Annotated in this window: 16 protein-coding genes and 1 pseudogene; 10 read left to right on the forward strand and 7 right to left on the reverse strand. The window is 72.3% G+C overall.

The genetic code is table 11. The annotated features are described in order from the left end of the window. The first annotated feature begins 51 nt into the window (after window positions 1–51). Window positions 52–1,320 carry a YeeE/YedE family protein gene (locus AB0B33_RS41725; protein ID WP_360782340.1) on the forward strand — a complete coding sequence of 423 codons (1,269 nt, stop codon included), beginning with the start codon at window positions 52–54 and terminating at the stop codon, window positions 1,318–1,320. Window positions 1,321–1,387: 67 nt separating this feature from the next. Here the strand turns inward: AB0B33_RS41725 and AB0B33_RS41730 are convergent, their stop codons facing one another. Together AB0B33_RS41730 and AB0B33_RS41735 are read right to left on the reverse strand one after the other, a co-directional pair. Beyond that, on the reverse strand, window positions 1,388–2,608 hold the full coding sequence (locus AB0B33_RS41730) for an acetyl-CoA C-acetyltransferase (RefSeq protein WP_360782342.1): 1,221 nt from the start codon (window positions 2,606–2,608) through the stop codon (window positions 1,388–1,390). Window positions 2,609–2,709: 101 nt separating this feature from the next. Beyond that, on the reverse strand, window positions 2,710–3,687 hold the full coding sequence (locus tag AB0B33_RS41735) for a DJ-1/PfpI family protein (protein ID WP_360782344.1): 978 nt from the start codon (window positions 3,685–3,687) through the stop codon (window positions 2,710–2,712). A gap of 101 nt (window positions 3,688–3,788) precedes the next feature. On the opposite strand from AB0B33_RS41735, the gene AB0B33_RS41740 reads away from it, so the two are divergent. The 8 genes from AB0B33_RS41740 (at window position 3,789) to AB0B33_RS41775 (ending at window position 11,683) form a co-directional block, all read left to right on the forward strand. Continuing rightward, entirely contained in the window at window positions 3,789–4,379 is a 591-nt protein-coding gene (locus AB0B33_RS41740; RefSeq protein ID WP_360782346.1) for an isochorismatase family protein, read from the forward strand. 378 nt (window positions 4,380–4,757) lie between these two features. Then, entirely contained in the window at window positions 4,758–5,705 is a 948-nt protein-coding gene (locus AB0B33_RS41745) for a pentapeptide repeat-containing protein (protein ID WP_360782348.1), read from the forward strand. Between the two features lie 13 nt (window positions 5,706–5,718). Further along, on the forward strand, window positions 5,719–5,919 hold the full coding sequence (locus AB0B33_RS41750) for a hypothetical protein (protein ID WP_247018628.1): 201 nt from the start codon (window positions 5,719–5,721) through the stop codon (window positions 5,917–5,919). 140 nt (window positions 5,920–6,059) lie between these two features. Then, window positions 6,060–7,430: a cystathionine beta-synthase gene (locus AB0B33_RS41755; protein ID WP_247018631.1), complete on the forward strand. Its 1,371-nt coding sequence runs from the start codon at window positions 6,060–6,062 to the stop codon at window positions 7,428–7,430. 128 nt (window positions 7,431–7,558) lie between these two features. After that, a complete protein-coding gene (locus tag AB0B33_RS41760) occupies window positions 7,559–9,067 on the forward strand; it encodes a hypothetical protein (RefSeq protein WP_360782350.1) in 1,509 nt (502 codons plus the stop codon). Window positions 9,068–9,452: 385 nt separating this feature from the next. After that, window positions 9,453–9,848, forward strand: a complete 396-nt coding sequence (locus AB0B33_RS41765) for a hypothetical protein (RefSeq protein ID WP_247018635.1) — start codon at window positions 9,453–9,455, stop codon at window positions 9,846–9,848. A gap of 97 nt (window positions 9,849–9,945) precedes the next feature. After that, on the forward strand, window positions 9,946–10,386 hold the full coding sequence (locus AB0B33_RS41770) for a hypothetical protein (RefSeq protein ID WP_360782352.1): 441 nt from the start codon (window positions 9,946–9,948) through the stop codon (window positions 10,384–10,386). A gap of 139 nt (window positions 10,387–10,525) precedes the next feature. Then, window positions 10,526–11,683: a cystathionine gamma-synthase gene (locus AB0B33_RS41775; RefSeq protein ID WP_247018639.1), complete on the forward strand. Its 1,158-nt coding sequence runs from the start codon at window positions 10,526–10,528 to the stop codon at window positions 11,681–11,683. Between the two features lies 1 nt (window position 11,684). Here AB0B33_RS41775 and AB0B33_RS41780 read toward each other — a convergent pair whose 3' ends face one another. Together AB0B33_RS41780 and AB0B33_RS41785 are read right to left on the reverse strand one after the other, a co-directional pair. Continuing rightward, window positions 11,685–12,128: a VOC family protein gene (locus AB0B33_RS41780; protein WP_247018641.1), complete on the reverse strand. Its 444-nt coding sequence runs from the start codon at window positions 12,126–12,128 to the stop codon at window positions 11,685–11,687. A 9-nt stretch (window positions 12,129–12,137) separates the two neighbouring features. Next, complete coding sequence (locus AB0B33_RS41785) at window positions 12,138–12,401, reverse strand: hypothetical protein (RefSeq protein ID WP_247018643.1); 264 nt, start codon at window positions 12,399–12,401, stop codon at window positions 12,138–12,140. Window positions 12,402–12,497: 96 nt separating this feature from the next. On the opposite strand from AB0B33_RS41785, the gene ilvA reads away from it, so the two are divergent. Further along, a complete protein-coding gene (ilvA, locus tag AB0B33_RS41790; RefSeq protein ID WP_247018645.1) occupies window positions 12,498–13,700 on the forward strand; it encodes a threonine ammonia-lyase in 1,203 nt (400 codons plus the stop codon). Window positions 13,701–13,748: 48 nt separating this feature from the next. Here ilvA and AB0B33_RS41795 read toward each other — a convergent pair whose 3' ends face one another. From AB0B33_RS41795 to AB0B33_RS41805, 3 genes and pseudogenes are all read right to left on the reverse strand, one after another. Further along, window positions 13,749–14,591 carry a ferredoxin gene (locus tag AB0B33_RS41795; RefSeq protein ID WP_360782355.1) on the reverse strand — a complete coding sequence of 281 codons (843 nt, stop codon included), beginning with the start codon at window positions 14,589–14,591 and terminating at the stop codon, window positions 13,749–13,751. 2 nt (window positions 14,592–14,593) lie between these two features. Further along, complete coding sequence (locus tag AB0B33_RS41800) at window positions 14,594–15,487, reverse strand: hypothetical protein (protein ID WP_360782365.1); 894 nt, start codon at window positions 15,485–15,487, stop codon at window positions 14,594–14,596. Continuing rightward, a pseudogene (locus tag AB0B33_RS41805) lies at window positions 15,444–16,843 on the reverse strand (hypothetical protein); the annotation flags it as partial. The pseudogene AB0B33_RS41805 and the gene AB0B33_RS41800, both read right to left, overlap by 44 nt.

Here is a 16,843-nt window from a genome sequence, read left to right on the forward strand (position 1 = left end):
ACAGTGTGCGACGAGCTGCGGTGAATCGATCACCGGATCTAGCTTTGGCGGGTGGCGACGACCGAATCCCCAGCCGGTGACCAGAAGTTCCTCGAATTCCCCACCTCCTGCGCCGCGCCGGCGCCGCGGCCGGAGGATCCCGTCCGCGTCGTGCCGCTGGCCGTCGCGGGTGCGCTCGCGGCCGGCCTGACCTGGTACGTCTGGGCGAGCCACGGCGCCAAGTTCGGCGTCCTGCTGCTGCTCGGCCTGGGCCTCGGGCTCGCGCTGTTCCACTCGCGCTTCGGCTTCACGTCGGCGTGGCGCCAGCTCATCGCCGTCGGCAACGGCCAGGGCCTGCGGGCCCACACCCTCCTGCTCGGCACCGCCGCGACGCTGATCGCGCTGATCGCGGGTACCGGCAGCGGGCTGTTCGGCAGCAAGCCGGCTCCGACGGCGGGCGCGCTCGGCCTCGCCCTCTTCGTCGGCGCGACGCTCTTCGCGATCGGCATGCAGCTCGGCGGCGCGTGCGCGTCCGGCACGCTCTTCGCGGTCGGGTCCGGCCAGTCGACGATCGTGCTGACCCTCGGCGGCTTCATCGCCGGCTCGGTGCTCTACACGTGGGCGTACCCGGTGCTGTCCGGCTGGCCCGAGTTCAAGGGCGTGCTGCTGGCCGACCACGTCGGCTGGTTCGGCTCCTGGGCGATCACGATCGCCGTGCTCGCCGCGATCGTCCTGGGCACGCGCGCGGTGCAGCGCCGCCGGACGCCGCCGCCGACCGACGTCGTGCCGACCGCGCGCGGCTTCGCCCGTGTCTTCCGCGGTTCGTGGCCGATGCTCGCCGGCGCGGTCGTGCTGGGCGTGCTGGCCGGCGCGGTGTTCCTGGTCTCCGGCGGCATCTGGGGCGTCACGAGCGCGTTTTCGTTGTGGGGCGCGAAGATCCTGCAGGTCTTCGGGCTGCACCCGGAGTCGTGGGAGTTCTGGCGGCAGAAGGCGAACGCGACGTCGCTGGCCAACCCGATCTGGCGCGACAAGACCAGCCTGACCGACATCGGCATCATGATCGGCGCCGCGGTGGCCGCCGCGGCCGCGGGTGCGTGGAAGATCCACAGCTCGATCCCGTGGCGCACGGCCGTCGCCGCGCTCCTCGGCGGGATCCTGATGGGCGTCGGCGCGCGGATGGCGGGCGGCTGCAACATCGGCGCGTACCTCGGCGGCATCTCCACCGGCAGCCTGCACGGCTGGCTGTGGGGCGTCTTCGCCCTCGGCGGCACGTGGGTCGGCCTGAAGCTGCGCCCGCTGTTCGGCCTGGCGAACCCGGTGCCGACCGACAGCGTCTGCTGAAACCACGGCGAAGGCCCCCACTCGCGAGCGGGGGCCTTCGCCCGTTTTTCAGCAGACACCGTCGGGATCAGGAAAGGCGCTCGATGATCAGCGCCATGCCCTGGCCACCGCCGACGCACATCGTCTCGAGGCCGAACTGCTTGTCGTGGTGCTGCAACGAGTTGATCAGCGTCGAGGTGATCCGGGCGCCGGTCATGCCGAACGGGTGACCGACCGCGATCGCGCCGCCGTTGACGTTCAGCCGGTCCAGGTCGATGCCCAGGTCCTGGTACGACGGGATGACCTGCGCGGCGAAGGCCTCGTTGATCTCGACGAGGTCGATGTCGCCGATGGACAGCCCCGCGCGCGAGAGCGCCTGCTTGGACGCCTCGACCGGGCCGTAGCCCATGATCTCCGGCGAAAGGCCGGTCACGCCGGTGGACACGATCCGCGCCAGCGGCGTCAGGCCCAGCTCGCGCGCCTTGGTGTCGGACATGATGACCAGCGCCGCGGCGCCGTCGTTGAGCGCGCAGCAGTTGCCGGCGGTGACCCGGCCGTCGGGGCGGAAGACCGGCTTGAGGCCGGAGACGCCCTCGACCGTGACGCCGGCGCGCGGGCCGTCGTCCTTCGAGACGACCGTGCCGTCCGCCAGGGTCACCGGCGTGATGTCCTTGGCCCAGAAGCCGTCCGCGATGGCCTTCTCGGCGAGGTTCTGCGAGCGGACGCCGAACTCGTCCATCTCCTCGCGGGAAACGCCCTTGAGCCGGGCGAGGTTCTCCGCGGTCTGGCCCATCGCGATGTAGACGTCCGGGACGTTGCCCTCGGTGCGCGGGTCGGTCCAGGTGTCGGTGCCGGACTCCGCGGTCGCCTTGGTGCGGCCTTCGGCGTCGGCGAAGAGCGGGTTGTGGGTGTCGGGCCAGGAGTCCGAGCTGCCCTTCGAGAACCGCGACACGGTCTCGACGCCGGCCGAGATGAAGACGTCGCCCTCGCCGGCCTTGATCGCGTGGAAGGCCATCCGCGTGGTCTGCAAGCTCGACGAGCAGTACCGGGTGATGGTGCAGCCGGGCAGGTGGTCGTAGCCCAGCTCGACGGCGACCGCGCGGCCCATGTTGAAGCCGGACTCGCCGCCGGGCAGGCCGCAGCCGAGCATCAGGTCGTCGATGTCGGTGGGGTCCAGCTGCGGCACCTTGGCCAGCGCGGCCTGGACCATCTGCACGGTCAGGTCGTCGGGCCGCAGGCTGACCAGCGAGCCCTTGTTGGCGCGCCCGATGGGCGAACGCGCGGCGGAGACGATGACGGCTTCGGGCATGACGGACACATCCTCGTATCGACGGTCACTAAGCGGTTGCTCACATAGTGCCGCCTGGATCCCGGCTCGCAAAGTCGAAGCCGGTGTGAGCTTGCCTGGCCCTACCGGATCCGGAATCGCTCGCGGTACTCGCCCGGCGTCGTGGTCAGCCGGCGGCGGAACGAGCGGGTCAGCGTGGACACCGTGCCGAAACCGCAGGTGGTGGCGACGCGCGAGAGCGTGTCGTCGGTGGTTTCCAGCCGTTGCCGGGCGGCCTCGACGCGCGCGTGCTCGACGTACGCGGCCGGCGTCATGCCCAGCTCCGCCTTGAACACGCGCGTGAGCTGCCGGTCGGTGAGGTGGGCGTGCGCGGCCAGGTCGGCGACCGTCAGCGGCTCGGCGAGGTGGGTGGCGACGTGGTGGCGCAGCTCCTCGACCCGCCGGGTCGCGGACGCCGGTTCGAGGGACACGCTGAACTGGCTCTGCCCGCCGGGCCGCCGGAGGAACATGACGAGCTGGCGGGCGACGCGGGCCGCCGGCTCCGGGCCGAAGTCGTCCTCCACCAGCGCGAGCGCGAGGTCGAGGCAGGCGGTCAGCCCGGCGCCGGTCCACACCTCGCCGTCGCGGACGAAGATCGGGTCGGCGTCGACGGCGACCCCGGGGTGTTCGGCGGCGAGCTGCCGGGCGGTGGACCAGTGCGTGGTGGCGCGCCTGCCCTCGAGCAGCCCGGCGGCCGCGAGCACGTGCGCGCCGACGCAGACGGACGCCACCCGCCGCGCGCTCCCGGCCAGCACGCGCACGGCGTCGACCACGGCGGGATCGCACACGGCGACGATCTCCCGGTTCTCCCCGACGGTCACCGCACCCGGCACGATCAAGGTGTCGATCGCCCGGCCGGTCAGCTCCCCGAAGGTCACGTCCGGCAGCACGCGCACGCCGGCGGACGTCGTCACCGGGTCCGCCGCCCCGGCCGCGAGGACGACGCGGTAGCCGGACGGCCGGTCCAGTTCCCGGTGCAGCAGCGAGAAAACCTCGGCGGGACCGGTGACGTCGAGCAGGTCGGCCCCGTCGAACAGGACCACGACGATCAGCCGTTCCATCGGTCTTCGCTCCATGTCGGTTTCTGCGTCTCGCATGTCATTGCCGACACGCTCGGCCGACTTTAGCGTCGGTGGGGTCAACGAGAGCGGAAGGACGACAAATGCCGAGGACGACGCTGCGGGAGCTCAACGGGCTCGACCGGACCCCCGCCGCACTGGCCGGGTCGACGCTGGTCCTGGTCGACTACCAGAACACGTACACGCGCGGGGTCATGGAACTGGACGGCTGGCGGCCCGCGCTGACCGCCGCCAAGGACCTGCTCGCCGCGGCGCGGGCGGCGGGCGCGAAGGTGATCCACGTCGTCCACGACGGCGGCGCGGGCAGCGCGTACGACGTCCGGACCGACATCGGCGCCATCCACCCGGACGTCGCCCCGGTCGACGGCGAGCCGGTCGTGGTGAAGGCCGCGCCGAACGCCTTCGTGGGCACGGATCTGGGCGAGCGGATCGACGCGGCGGGCCACGAGGACGTGATCGTCGTGGGCTTCATGACCAACATGTGCGTCACGTTCACCGCGGAGGGCGCGTTCCTGCGCGGCAACACCCCGACGGTGGTGGCGGAGGCGTGCGCGACCCGCCCCCTGGCGACGGCGGTCGCGGAGGTGACTTCGGAGCAGCTGCACCACAGCGCGCTGGCGACGATCGCGGATCTGTACGGGGTGGTCGTGGCGAGCGCGGCCGATCTGCGGTAGCGCGGCCCGGCGTTTCGGTGGCGGCCGCTCGGGAGCCGGGCCGCGGGCGGGCGGTCGCGGTGGTGGGCCGGGCCGGAACCGGCCGCCGGGTTTCGGTGGCGGCCGCCCGGGAGCGGGCCGCGGGCGGTGTCGTTGCGGCCGGTGACCGGACCCGAGCGTGGCCGATCTGCGGTAGTGCGGTCCGGCGTTTCGGTGGCGGCCGCTCGGGTGCGGGCCCCGGGTGGCGGTCGTGGCGGCGGGCCGGGCCGGAACCGGCGCCGGGTTTCGGTGGCGGCCGCCCGGAAGCCGGCCGGGCGATGTGGTCGCGGCCGGGTGACCGGACCCGAGCGCGGCCGAACCCGGTGTGCGACCGGGCGGTGACTGGCAGGATCGAACCCCGTGGCCAACGAACTCGAGCGCGTGCTGCGGACCAGGACGATCCTGCTGTGGGGCGCCGGGCTCCTGGTGCTCGCCGCGCTGGCGGCCACCCTCCTGCTCGCCCTGCTGGGCGGCGGCCGTCCGGAGGATTCCGCCCGGCTCGACGCGCTCAAGACCGCCGCCAACATCGTCGTCGGGACCGGGGGTGCCGCCGCGCTGCTGCTCGCCGCGCGGCGGCAGCGGTCCGCCGAGCTGGATCTGGTGCAGAAGGACCACGACGCCACCGAACGGCGGGTCACCGAGATCTACGGCAAGGCCGCCGACCAGCTCGGCAGCGACAAGGCGCCCGTGCGGCTCGCCGGGCTCTACTCGCTCGAACGGCTCGCCGGCGGGTACCCGGAGCACCGGCAGACGATCGTCAACGTCCTCTGCGCCTACCTGCGGATGCCGTACGTGCAAGGCGACGAACACCGCGAGGAGCTGCAGGTCCGCAAGACCGCGCAGCGCATCCTCCTGACGCACCTGCGGCCCGGGAAGCCCGAAGCGCCGAACACCGGGTACTGGCCGGACATCGACCTCGACTTTTCCGGTGCGACTCTGGTCGGGCTCACCCTCACGCACTGCGTGATCCGTTCGATCGTCTGCTACGACGCGGAGTTTCTCGAACTCACGCTGTTCCGCGGTACCGAATTCCGCACCAAAGCCGACTTCAACAAGGCCGAGTTCAAAGATCGCGTCGATTTCCGGGGAACCGTTTTCGGCGGCGAGCGCGACTCCTTCAACGGCGCCGTTTTCAGTGGTCCGGCCGATTTCGGCACGAAGACGACCGCGCGGCTCGCCGGTGCGGAGGCGCAACGCGGGTTTCCGCGGACCTGGCCGCCGGGCTGGGAAGAACGGCCGATCGCCGACCGGCCGGGCTGGGCGGAATTGACACGAAAGGGTGAGCCGGGGCAACCGGCGGGCCGATAGGATCGTGTTTCCGATGAAGTCGCCGTTCCACGACACGGGAGGTGAACTGGCGATGATCACCACCTGGGCCGCTCGCTCCGGGCCCTTGATCCTGCGGACGGACTGCCGCGTGCCGATCGGCGCCGGGCGGACCCTCCGGGACGGGATGACGGCTCAGCGTGCGGCGGCCCTCGGGCCGGAACCGGTGTGGACGAGCGGCTTGGTGGCTGCCTGAAGGGTCCTCGCCGGGCGGTCCGACCTCGCCATCGCTGCCCGGCATCGCCGACGCGCACCCGGAGGCCCCCGGACCCCGATCGCGCGTGAGTGGACCGTGAGGTGGACAACGCCACCGGTCGGCCGTTTAGGCTGGCGGTCGTGGAGTACGCAGAGCACATCGCAGACCTCGTGGGCAACACCCCGCTGGTCAAGCTGAACTCGTTGACCAAGGGGCTCAAGCCGCTCGTGCTGGCCAAGGTCGAGTACCTGAACCCGGGTGGCTCGGTCAAGGACCGGATCGCGCTGCGCATGATCGAGGCGGCCGAACGCTCCGGTGAGCTGCGCCCCGGCGGCACGATCGTGGAACCGACGTCCGGGAACACCGGCGTCGGCCTGGCCATGGTCGCGCAGCGCAAGGGCTACCAGTGCGTCTTCGTCTGCCCGGACAAGGTCAGCGAAGACAAGCGCAACGTCCTCAAGGCCTACGGCGCCCGCGTCGTGGTCTGCCCGACCGCGGTCGCGCCCGAGCACCCGGACTCCTACTACAACGTCTCCGACCGCCTGGTCCGCGAGATCGACGGCGCCTGGAAGCCCAACCAGTACGCCAACGCGCAGAACCCGGAGAGCCACTACCTCTCCACCGGGCCCGAGCTGTGGAAGCAGACCGACGGCAAGATCACGCACTTCGTCGCGGGCGTCGGCACCGGCGGCACGATCTCCGGCACCGGCAAGTACCTCAAGGAGGTCAGCGACGGCCGCGTGCAGGTGGTCGGCGCCGACCCGGAGGGCTCGGTCTACTCCGGCGGCAGCGGCCGGCCGTACCTGGTCGAGGGCGTCGGCGAGGACTTCTGGCCGGACACCTACGACCGGAACATCGCCGACGAGATCATCCCGATCTCCGACGCCGACTCCTTCCAGGTCACCCGCCGGCTCGCGCTGGAAGAGGGCCTGCTGGTCGGCGGCTCCTGCGGGATGGCCGTCGCCGCCGCGCTGAAGCTCGCCGAGCGGCTCACCGAGGACGACGTCGTGGTCGTGCTGCTGCCCGACGGCGGCCGCGGCTACCTGACGAAGGTCTTCAACGACACCTGGATGTCCTCCTACGGCTTCCTGCCGCCGGACTCCTCCGGCGCGACGGTCGCCGACGTGCTCACCAAGAAGAGCGGGCACCTGCCGACGCTGGTGCACTCGCACCCGAACGAGACGGTCGCCGAGGCCATCGCGATCCTGGCCGAGTTCGGCGTCAGCCAGATGCCCGTGGTCAGCGCGGAGCCGCCGGTGATGGCGGCCGAGGTCGTCGGCGCGGTCAACGAGCGCGACCTGCTCGACGCGCTGTTCACCGGCAAGGCGCAGCTGGCCGACCGGCTCGACCGGCACATGTCGCCGCCGCTGCCCACGATCGGCGGCGGTGAGCAGGTGGGTTCCGCGATGACCGCGCTCGAGAGCGCGGACGGCGCCCTCGTGCTGGTCGACGGCAAGCCCGCCGGGGTCGTCACCCGGCACGACCTCCTGGGCTTTCTGGCCGGACGCTGAACAACGGCTGAGAAGTGTCTTGATCGGCGGACCCGGCAGGGGCGTTACGAGCGCCCTGCCGGGTGATCCGATAGCGTGAGCGCGAGTAGAACACTTTCGCGTCCTCGTCAAGGGGGTTCAAGACCCACATGAGTGCACCGCAGCCACCGAACCAGCCGTGGGGTGGCGGCCAGCCACCTCAAGGCCCGCCGAGTGGCCCCCAGCCGCAGCAGGACCCGTTCGGCAGCCCGGAACCGACCCAGGTCGTCCAGCCCGCCCAGCCTCAGCAGGGCGGTTCCCCGTTCGGGGAGACGCCTGAGCCGACCCAGGTCGTCCAGCCGGGTGACGGCGGGGCGGGCGCGACCCAGGCGATGCCGCCGGTCGACGCGAACGCGACCCAGATGGTGAACCCGGTCGGCGGCGGCGACGCCCCGGTCGCGGACTCCACGCAGCTGGTGCCCCCGGGCTCCCAGCCGCCGGCGATCCCGTACACCCCGCCGCCGAGCGCGGCCGACAACCCGGCCGCGGCGTTCGGCCAGCAGCAGGGCGGGTTCGGTCAGCCGGACCAGGGCGGCTTCGGCCACCCCGGTCAGCAGGGCGGGTTCGGGCAGCAGCCGGGCGGCTTCGGCCAGCCGGGGCAGCAGCCCCCGCAGGGCTTCGGCGGCCCCGGGTTCGGCGGCCCGCAGCAGCCCGGTTTCGGCGGGCAGCCGCAGCAGCCGTTCGGTGCCGCTCCGGCGGCCGACGGCGGCAACGGCCTCTTCGGCTACATCGCCGGCGGCGTCGTCGCGGTGCTCGGCCTGATCGCGCTGATCATCTCCTTCGGCTACATGGGCGACGCGAGCGACTACTCGAAGCTCTTCGACAGCGCGCCGAGCCAGGAAGCCATCAAGGACGTCCTCGACCGGCTGGGCATCATCGGCCCGGGCACCGTGTGGTTCTACGTCGTGATGATCCTGGTGGGCTCGCTGCTCTCCCTGGCCGGCGGTGTCGGCCTGGCGCTCGCGGGCAAGCTGGGCGGCATCAAGAAGTTCGTCCCGATCGTGGTCGTCGCGGGCGGCGCGCTCCTCACGCTGTTCGCGCTGCTGCTCAAGATCGGCATGACGCCGAACGCCGAGGCGCTCGCGCAGGTTTCGGCGTCCGCCAAGGACACCTTCGGGCTCGGGCTGCCGCCGCTGATCATCGGCGTCCTCGTCCTCATCGCGGGCGTGCTCGGCCTGGTGCCGGCGACCGCGCAGTTCGTCGGCCTCGGCGGTGGCGGCGGTGCCGCCGCACCGGCCGGGCCGCAGGGCTTCGGCGGTCCGCCCCAGGGCTTCGGCGGCCCGCAGCAGCCGGGCGGCTTCGGCCAGCCGGGTCAGCCCGGCCCGCCGCCGCAGCAGCAGGGATACGGCCAGCCGCCGCAGGGTTACGGCCCGCCCCCGGGCTACGGCCAGCCGGGCGGCCCCAACCCGGCCAGCGGCGGGTTCCCGCAGCCGTCGAGCGGGGGCTTCGGGCAGCCGGGCCAGCCGCCGCAGCAGGGTGGCTACGGCCAGCCGGGCCAGCCGCCGCACGGCTACCCGCAGCAGCCGGGGCAGCAGCAGGGCTACGGCCAGCCGCCGGGCCAGCAGGGCCCGCCGAGCGGCGGGTTCGGCCAGCCCGGCCAGCCGCCGCAGCAGTGGTGAACTGAGCGCCTTTCGTGCCCCGGAGCCTTTCGGCTCCGGGGCACGCTGCATTTATAGCGGAATTCGCAATTGTCCGAAGAGGACAAAAGGCGTCCGTGCGATCGCGTGACATGATTTCTGCCGCTACCGCACAATAATGATCTTGGGTTCCGCCGTCCGGCCGAATTCCGTTCCGTTTCCGGACTACTTCCCGCATTCCGGTCTAAGGTGAGCGCCGTCGTACTTGAGCTTGCCCGATGGGGGACTGGTGACCGGCTATCCGGTAGCGCGTTCGCATTCGTATTCATCGACTCGGCCATCCGGAGTAACGGCGGTGCTCGCGGGTCTTCTCGGAATTCCGGCCGCGGTCGCGGCGGGCTACGTACCGGTCAAGATCTTTCTCGACATGCCCGCCGAATTCAGCCTCGGCGCATTGCCGGGTCTGGTGCTGGTGGACTTCGCCGGCTACCTCGTCGCGGGGCTCGTCCTGCTCATCGGTTCCCTGGCCACGCTGTTCCGCGCGACGGCGGGCGCGGTCCTGCTCGGCATCGGCGCGCTGCTGGCCATCGGGGCGCTGCTCACCGAGCCGCTGTCGGTGGGCGTACCGCCGGCCCGCTTCGCCGACGCGATGTTCACCCACGGCGGCCTCGCCATGGTCGACCGGGTCGGCCTCGCCACGCTGGCGGTGCTCGTGCTGGTCCTCGCGTTCCTGCCGCCGACGTTCCGCTACCTGCGCTACCGCGCCGCGCTGCCGGTGATGTCCGGTCCGGGTGCGTACCCGTCTTCGTCGCGGAGCTGGTGACTTCCGCCCCCGAGGAGCACGCACGGTAACCGGCCGTATCCTCATCAGCCGTACCCGCCCCGGCCGCAGGGCGGCCGACCACCGGGCCGGTGACCGCTTGACCACCTCCACCGAAGGCCGCACCGCCCTCGCCGCCGCGGCGCTCGCGCTGCTCGGCGGGCTGCTCTACGCCGCGGGGTTCGTCCTCGACGTCGTCACGCTGGTCCGCTTCCCGGCCGACGCCGCCCGCGCCGGCCTCCACGCGGCGGTCGACGCCGTCCTCGCGTCGGTCCTGCTGTCCGGCGGCGTCCTGCTGCCGCGGCAGCACCCGGCCGGCCGCCTCGGCTGCGTGGCCGGCAGCTCGGCGGCGCTGCTCGCGACGCTGACGTCGCTGGTGCTGGCGGCCACCGGGCTCGCCGTGGTCGACCTCGGCGGCCCGGGCGACCTGGCCGCCGGTGGGGTGGCCGCGCTCGCGCTGGTGCTGCCGCCGTCGGTCGCCACCCTGGCGCTGGCCGCCTCCCGCCCGGCTGCCCGCTGGGTCGGGGTGAGCACCGCCTGATCTCCGGCCGTGCGGAATTGGAAGGCGCCGGTGTCGATCTCCGCGGGCCCGGTGACCTGGGCCGCAGGCGGACCGGCTCACCCGACTGAGACCCATCCCACCTGACGGGAATGTTCAGGCCAGGCCTTACGCTGAACAGATGGTGGACGACTACTCCGAACTGGGCTTCGAGACCCGCGCGATTCACGCGGGGCAGAAGCCCGACCCCCGCACCGGCGCGGTGATCGTGCCGATCTACCAGACCTCGACCTACGCGCAGGACGGCGTGGGCGGGACCCGCGAGGGCGACTACGAGTACTCGCGCACCGCGAACCCGACCCGTTCGGCGCTGGAGGAGGCGCTGGCCTCGCTGGAAGGCGGCCGGCACGCGCTGGCCTTCGCGTCCGGCATGGCCGCGTCCGACGTGGTGCTGCGCAGTACCCTGCGCCCGGGTGACCACCTCGTGCTCGGCAACGACGCTTACGGCGGCACGTTCCGCCTGATCGACAAGGTGCTCAGCCTCTGGGGCGTCGAGCACACCGTCGCGAACCTGGCCGACCTCGACGAGGTGCGCGCGGCGATCCGCCCCGAGACCAAGCTGATCTGGTGCGAGTCGCCGACCAACCCGATGCTCGGCATCGCCGACATCGCGGGGCTGGCCGGGGTGGCGCACGACGCCGGCGCCCGCCTGGTCGTGGACAACACCTTCGCGACGCCGTACCTGCAGAACCCGCTCTCGCTGGGCGCGGACATCGTCCTGCACTCGACGACGAAGTACCTCGGCGGGCACTCGGACGTCGTCGGCGGCGCGATCATCACGAACGAGGACGAGCTGCGCGAGCAGTTCTTCTTCCTCCGCAACTCCGCCGGCGCGGTGCCCGGCCCGTTCGACGCCTGGCTGACGCTGCGCGGCATCAAGACCCTCGCCCTGCGCATGGAGCGCCACAGCGACAACGCCGAGCGCATCGTGCAGGCGCTGGTCAACCACCCGAAGGTGGCGAAGGTCTACTACCCGGGCCTGCCGGAACACCCCGGCCACGAGATCGCCGCGAAGCAGATGCGGCGCTTCGGCGGCATGGTCTCGTTCAGCCACGCGGACGGTGAGCAGGCGGCGTTGGACGTCGCTTCACGCACGAAGCTGTTCATCCTCGCGGAGTCGCTCGGCGGCATCGAGTCGCTGATCGAGCACCCGGGCAAGATGACGCACGCGAGCACGGCGGGCTCGACCCTGCAGGTCCCGGCGGACCTGCTGCGCCTTTCCGTCGGTATCGAAGACGGCCGCGACCTGGTCGCCGACCTGCTGGCGGCGCTGGACTGAGTCAGTCCAGCTCTTCGGCCAGCCCCACGATGATCCCCTCGGGACCGCGGACGTAGCACAGCCGGAAGATGCCCCCGTACGGCTCGATCTCGCCCACGAGCTCGGCGCCGTGCGGGCGCAGGCGGTCTAGGACGTCGTCGAGGTTCTCGTCGAGCGCGAACATGATCCGGCGGTAGCCGAGCGTGTTCGACGGCGCGACCTTCGGCTCCGGCACGACGGCCTTGGGCTGGTGGAACTGCGCCAGCTCGATGCCGCCCTGGCCGTCCGGCATCCGCAGCATCGCGATGTCCTGCTTGACGTCCTCGAGCCCGATCACGCGCTCCGCGAAGCGCCCTTCGAGCGGGCCCTTGCCCTCGAGCCGCATGCCCAGCTCGACGAAGAACGCGATCACCGCGTCCAGGTCGTCGACGACGATGAGGATGTTGTCCATCCGTTTGAGCGCCAACGGGGTTCCTCAGGGGTTGTAGTTGCCGTGCACCACGCCGCCGGACTTCGGCGTACCCGCGGCCGGCAGCTTCGCGCCGTCGACGCAGCCGCCGACCAGCTCGACGTGGCTGTCGTGGCGGATGTACTGGGCCGGTGAGCCGCAGGAGGCGCTGTCCACCGTGATGTACGCGGCTCCGGTGAGCGCTGCGGCCGAGGCCAGCCCGATCACGAGCGGGACCAGCCCGGCGGACCGGGTGGCGCGAGCCCGTCGAGCGTCGTTCCCCCGTGCCATGAGTTGCTCCCTGTTTACCGCGTGTTGACGGGACCCAGGGTACCCGGCCCGCGGTCCGGTCAACCTGTGGATCTCCTGAGTGGCATAGTCCGGCCCATGGAACTCGTCACCCTCGAGCGCATCCAAGCCGCCCGGGAGCTCCTGACCGGAGTGACCCGGGTGACGCCGATGGAGCACGCACGCGACCTGCGGAAGCTCCACGGCGGTCCGGTCCACCTGAAGTGCGAAAACCTGCAGCGCACCGGCTCGTTCAAGATCCGCGGCGCCTACACCCGCATCGCCGGCCTGACCCCGGCCGAGCGCGAGCGGGGCGTCGTCGCGGCCAGTGCCGGCAACCACGCGCAGGGCGTCGCGCTGGCGTCGTCGCTGCTCGGCGCCAAGTCCACCGTCTTCATGCCGCTGCGGGCCCCGCTGCCGAAGCTGGCCGCGACCCGCGGGTACGGCGCCGAGGTGCACCTCCACGGCGCGCTGCTGGAGGAGACGCTCCGCGCCGCCGTCGAGTTCGGCGAGCGGACCGGCGCGGTGTTCATCCACCCCTTCGACCACCCGGACGTCATCGCCGGCCAGGGCACGGTCGGCCTGGAGATCCTCGAGCAGGTGCCGGGCGTGAAGACCATCCTGGTCGCCACCGGGGGCGGCGGGCTGGTCGGCGGGGTCGCGTCGGCGGTCAAGGCGCTGCGCCCGGACGTCCGCGTCGTCGGCGTCCAGGCCGCGGAGGCCGCCGCGTACCCGCCTTCGCTGGCCGCGGGCGCGCCGGTGCGGCTGGGCCAGACCTCGACCATGGCCGACGGGATCGCGGTCGGCGAGCCCGGCCTGGTCAGCTTCGCGCACGTCGAGTCGCTGGTCGACGACGTCGTCACGGTGTCCGAGCAGTACCTGTCCCGCGCGGTGCTGCTCTGCCTGGAGCGCCGCAAGCTGGTCGTCGAGCCGGCCGGCGCGGCGCCCGTCGCGGCGCTGCTGCAGCACGTCGGCGCCTTCGAACCGCCGGTCGTCGCCATCCTCTCCGGCGGCAACGTCGACCCGGTGCTGCTCCTGCAGATCATCCAGCACGGCATGACCGCCGGCGGCCGCTACCTGCGCCTCCGGCTGCGCGTCCCGGACCGCCCCGGCTCCCTGGTCGGCGTGCTGTCGTGCGTCAGCGAGCTCGGCGCGAACGTGCTCGACGTCGAGCACTCGCGCATCTCCGGCACCCTCGACCTCGGCGAGGCCGACGTCGTACTGGCGCTGGAGACCCGCGGCCCCGAGCACTGCAAGGACGTCGAGCGCGCGCTGACCGACGCCGGTTACACCGTGGTCTGAGGCCGCTTCCGGGGGATCCGGGTGGCGGAGCCCCCCGGCCCCCGGATGTCACAGCTGTTCGCCGGTGATGGCCGTGAGCGCGAGGTCCTTCGCGGTCTCCGGCACCTCCGCCGGCGCGGTGAAGCGCCGGGCCCGGATGTGGGCGACCAGCTCCGGGTCCGGCGGCACGCCGTGTTCGCGCAGGTAGTACGCGACCGCGCCGGGCCACGCCCAGGCGCCGTCGGTGCGGAAGTTCATCGGCACCGCGTCCCCGCGGTCGGGCGCGAACGCGTCCGGCCCGTTGCTGCGGGACGCCAGGATCACCGGCGCCGCGTCGAGGTAGGTCAGCACCCGCTCGATCTCGGCGGGCAGGAGCGGCTGGCGGCGGATCAGCGGGCGCCCGGAGGCGTCGAGGCCGTCGTAGATGCGCGGGGTGCGCACCTCGCCGTCACCCGGCGGCGGCGTGAGCGGGGGCAGTCCCGCGCCCTCGCGCAGCCAGCCCGGGATGTGCTCCTCCGCGCGCGGGAAGAACCGCAGCTCGTCCTGGAACCCGATCGGCGGGGGCTGCTGCCGGAACGGCGGCTCGAGGTCCGGCCGCACGAAGTCGACGTCGGGCGCCTGCCCCGGCTCGAAGACGAGGATCGCGCCCAGCCAGGTGCCGAAGCCGGGCTGGTACATGCCCGACCGCAGCAGGCCGAGCAGCCGCACGGCCTCCGGCGGCGGCTGCGCCACGCGAGGCCGCCCGTCCGGAGCGGTCACCAGCAGGTCGGACTCGACGTGCCGGCCCGCGGCCCGGTACTCCACCCGCAGCTGCTGCCAGCCCGGCGGGATCGCCGCGGTGAGCGCCGCGCCGATCTGCCGGACGATCTCCTGCTGCTGGTCCGGGCGCAGCGGCCCCGGTGGCTGGGTCATGGTCAGGCTCCTTCGGCGCCTTGGCGCAGCCAGTCGGGCGTGCGCCGCTCGGTGCGCGGGTAGCGCCGCAGCTCTTCGGCGAACGCCCCGGCGGGCGGCCGCTCCTGGAAGCCCGGGTCCTCGGTGGCGTTGAACTGCGCCTTGACCGAGTCGGGGAACTTCATCTCGTACTTCACGCTCACCCAGGTGCCGCGGCCTTCGGACAGCGAGGCGGCGCGGTGGCGCCGGAGCAGGTCGAGCACCTGCTCCGGCGGGGTCCACGGGTAGACCGTGCCGGTGATCGAGTGCACGACCGCGCCCGACTCCTCGTGGTCGCCGACCGCCCGGTACTGCAGCTGGAGGTAGTCCCAGCCCGCGGGGAGCGTGAACTTCAGGTAGTCGGCGACGTTCTTCAGCAGCGCGTTGGGCTCGTCGGGCGGCTGCTCCCCGCCGGCCTCGCCCTTGACGCCCTCCCGGTACCAGGCGGGCGTCCACTCCTCGTCGCGGAAGTAGGCCTCGAAGTCCTGGTGCCAGACGTCGGCCTCGAGCGGCGGGTCCCACAGCGGGTCGAGGTCGAAGTTGTAGGAGACGCGGTACTCGCCGTCCGGCTCGATGACCAGCCGCAGCGACAGCCAGGTGCCGCGGCCGCGCAGGTACTTCTTGTTGCGCAGCTCGAACAGCAGCGGACTGACGTCGGGCGGCGGCTCCATGCGCGCGGCCGCGCCGTCGGGCATCACGACGGCCAGGGAGATCTCCTCGACCGCCGCGGTCAGCCGGACGGTCATGTCGATCCGCCGCCAGCCTTCGGGAGCGGCGTCCATCAGCCAGCCGCCGATCCAGCGGACCACCTGGTCCTCGTCCGCCTCCCGCAGGTCAGGTCCGGGTGGGGGGTACCACGGGGGCTGGGTTCGGGACATTCGGGAAGCTCCTGTAGTTGTACGTGCGGGTGCCGTCGGGGTGGATTCTCTCGGACATCACGTGCAGCCGGTCGGGTGTCTCCCCGGTCGACGGCGCGTCGGCGTAGACGCGTGTCGTGCCGTGGTCGCCACCGCCCCGCTCGAACGTCTGGCGGTCGATCTCCATCTGCCGCCAGTTGTCCGGGTTGCCGACGCTGTGGTTCTGCTCGTAGAGCTGGGGAACCATGCCCATCCGGCCCTGCAGCCCGCCCGACCGGTGGTCGGCGGTGTGCCCGCCGCGGTTGACGGTGCTGCCCGGGTGGTCTTCCAGCCCGACGTGGCCGGTGCGTTCCTGCGGACCGAGCCCGACCCGCTTCGTCGCCGGGCTGGTGTAGTCCGGCTCCCACGACACGGCGGCGTTGCCGTGCTCGTCGACGTGGTAGTGCATGTTCTCGGCGCCGATCTCGTACTTGGCGCCGCGCACCGGCATGCCATCGGGCCGGCCGGCGTGCTGGTCGTGCATCGTGTGCTGATCACCCGTCTCCGGGTTGATCATGCCGCGCTCGTTGTCGTGCCACGTCTTGATGTGCGTGAACTCCGGCGGGTTGTCACCGCTGGTGTAGAACGTGCCGTGCCACTGATCGGTACCGTCGGGCGCCTTCGAATAGACCTCGTACCGGCTGTTGGGCTTGAGGTCCTCCGGCGGCGTGGCCCCGAACGGACCGTCACCGTTGTGGGCCGGGTCGTACCCGGTGATCCGCCGCTCCACCGGCGGCGGCGTCAACGGCGGATCGAAGTGGTCGATGTCCAGCTCGGGACGCCCGTCCGCGTCGGTGTGGAACTCGAACTGCCCCTCACCGGTGCTGACCCGGTAGTCGACGTCCCCGTGCAGGTGCGAAGCATCCGGGTTCCCGACCTCGACGCCGTTGTTCCCGACCCGCGTGTTCGGCACGTCGGCATCGATGTGCGTGATCCGCGGCGGGGTCTCACCGTTCGTGTAGACCCGGGTGAACCGCCCGTCCGGATCGGTGACCTCGTAGCGCGTGTTCGGCTCCAGGTGCCGCGGGTTCGCCGGGTCGAAGAACCGCTCGTGCCGCCCGAGAGTGACGTCCTCGTGCCGCGTGAACTCCGGCTCCCGCCAGCCCTCGCCGAGGTCGTGCATGTCCGGGTGGTCCTTGCCCCGCGCGAACGCACTGTCGGCATCGACGTCGTGCGCGTCCCCGTGGTGGCTGTCCGGCGCGAACCCGTCCTCGCCGGCCCGGTGGGTCGAGCCGTCGGGGTAGTGGGTGTTCCATTCCCCGTCGGGTGGGATGCGGGGGCGCATGCGTCCGTCGGGGCCGATTTCGTAGTCGGAGGAGAAGACGCGTCCGTGGGAGT

It is taken from the genome of Amycolatopsis sp. NPDC049159, assembly GCF_040648295.1.
GTDB lineage: Bacteria > Actinomycetota > Actinomycetes > Mycobacteriales > Pseudonocardiaceae > Amycolatopsis > Amycolatopsis pretoriensis_A.

Coding starts and splice junctions, on each gene's coding strand:
- AB0B33_RS41730 (WP_360782342.1), bottom strand. CDS start 2,608: ATGCCCGAAGCCGTCATCGTCTCCGCCGCGCGTTCGCCCATCGGGCGC.
- AB0B33_RS41735 (WP_360782344.1), bottom strand. CDS start 3,687: ATGGAACGGCTGATCGTCGTGGTCCTGTTCGACGGGGCCGACCTGCTC.
- AB0B33_RS41740 (WP_360782346.1), top strand. CDS start 3,789: ATGCCGAGGACGACGCTGCGGGAGCTCAACGGGCTCGACCGGACCCCC.
- AB0B33_RS41750 (WP_247018628.1), top strand. CDS start 5,719: ATGAAGTCGCCGTTCCACGACACGGGAGGTGAACTGGCGATGATCACC.
- AB0B33_RS41760 (WP_360782350.1), top strand. CDS start 7,559: ATGAGTGCACCGCAGCCACCGAACCAGCCGTGGGGTGGCGGCCAGCCA.
- AB0B33_RS41765 (WP_247018635.1), top strand. CDS start 9,453: ATGCCCGCCGAATTCAGCCTCGGCGCATTGCCGGGTCTGGTGCTGGTG.
- AB0B33_RS41775 (WP_247018639.1), top strand. CDS start 10,526: ATGGTGGACGACTACTCCGAACTGGGCTTCGAGACCCGCGCGATTCAC.
- AB0B33_RS41785 (WP_247018643.1), bottom strand. CDS start 12,401: ATGGCACGGGGGAACGACGCTCGACGGGCTCGCGCCACCCGGTCCGCC.
- ilvA (WP_247018645.1), top strand. CDS start 12,498: ATGGAACTCGTCACCCTCGAGCGCATCCAAGCCGCCCGGGAGCTCCTG.
- AB0B33_RS41795 (WP_360782355.1), bottom strand. CDS start 14,591: ATGACCCAGCCACCGGGGCCGCTGCGCCCGGACCAGCAGCAGGAGATC.
- AB0B33_RS41800 (WP_360782365.1), bottom strand. CDS start 15,487: ATGTCCCGAACCCAGCCCCCGTGGTACCCCCCACCCGGACCTGACCTG.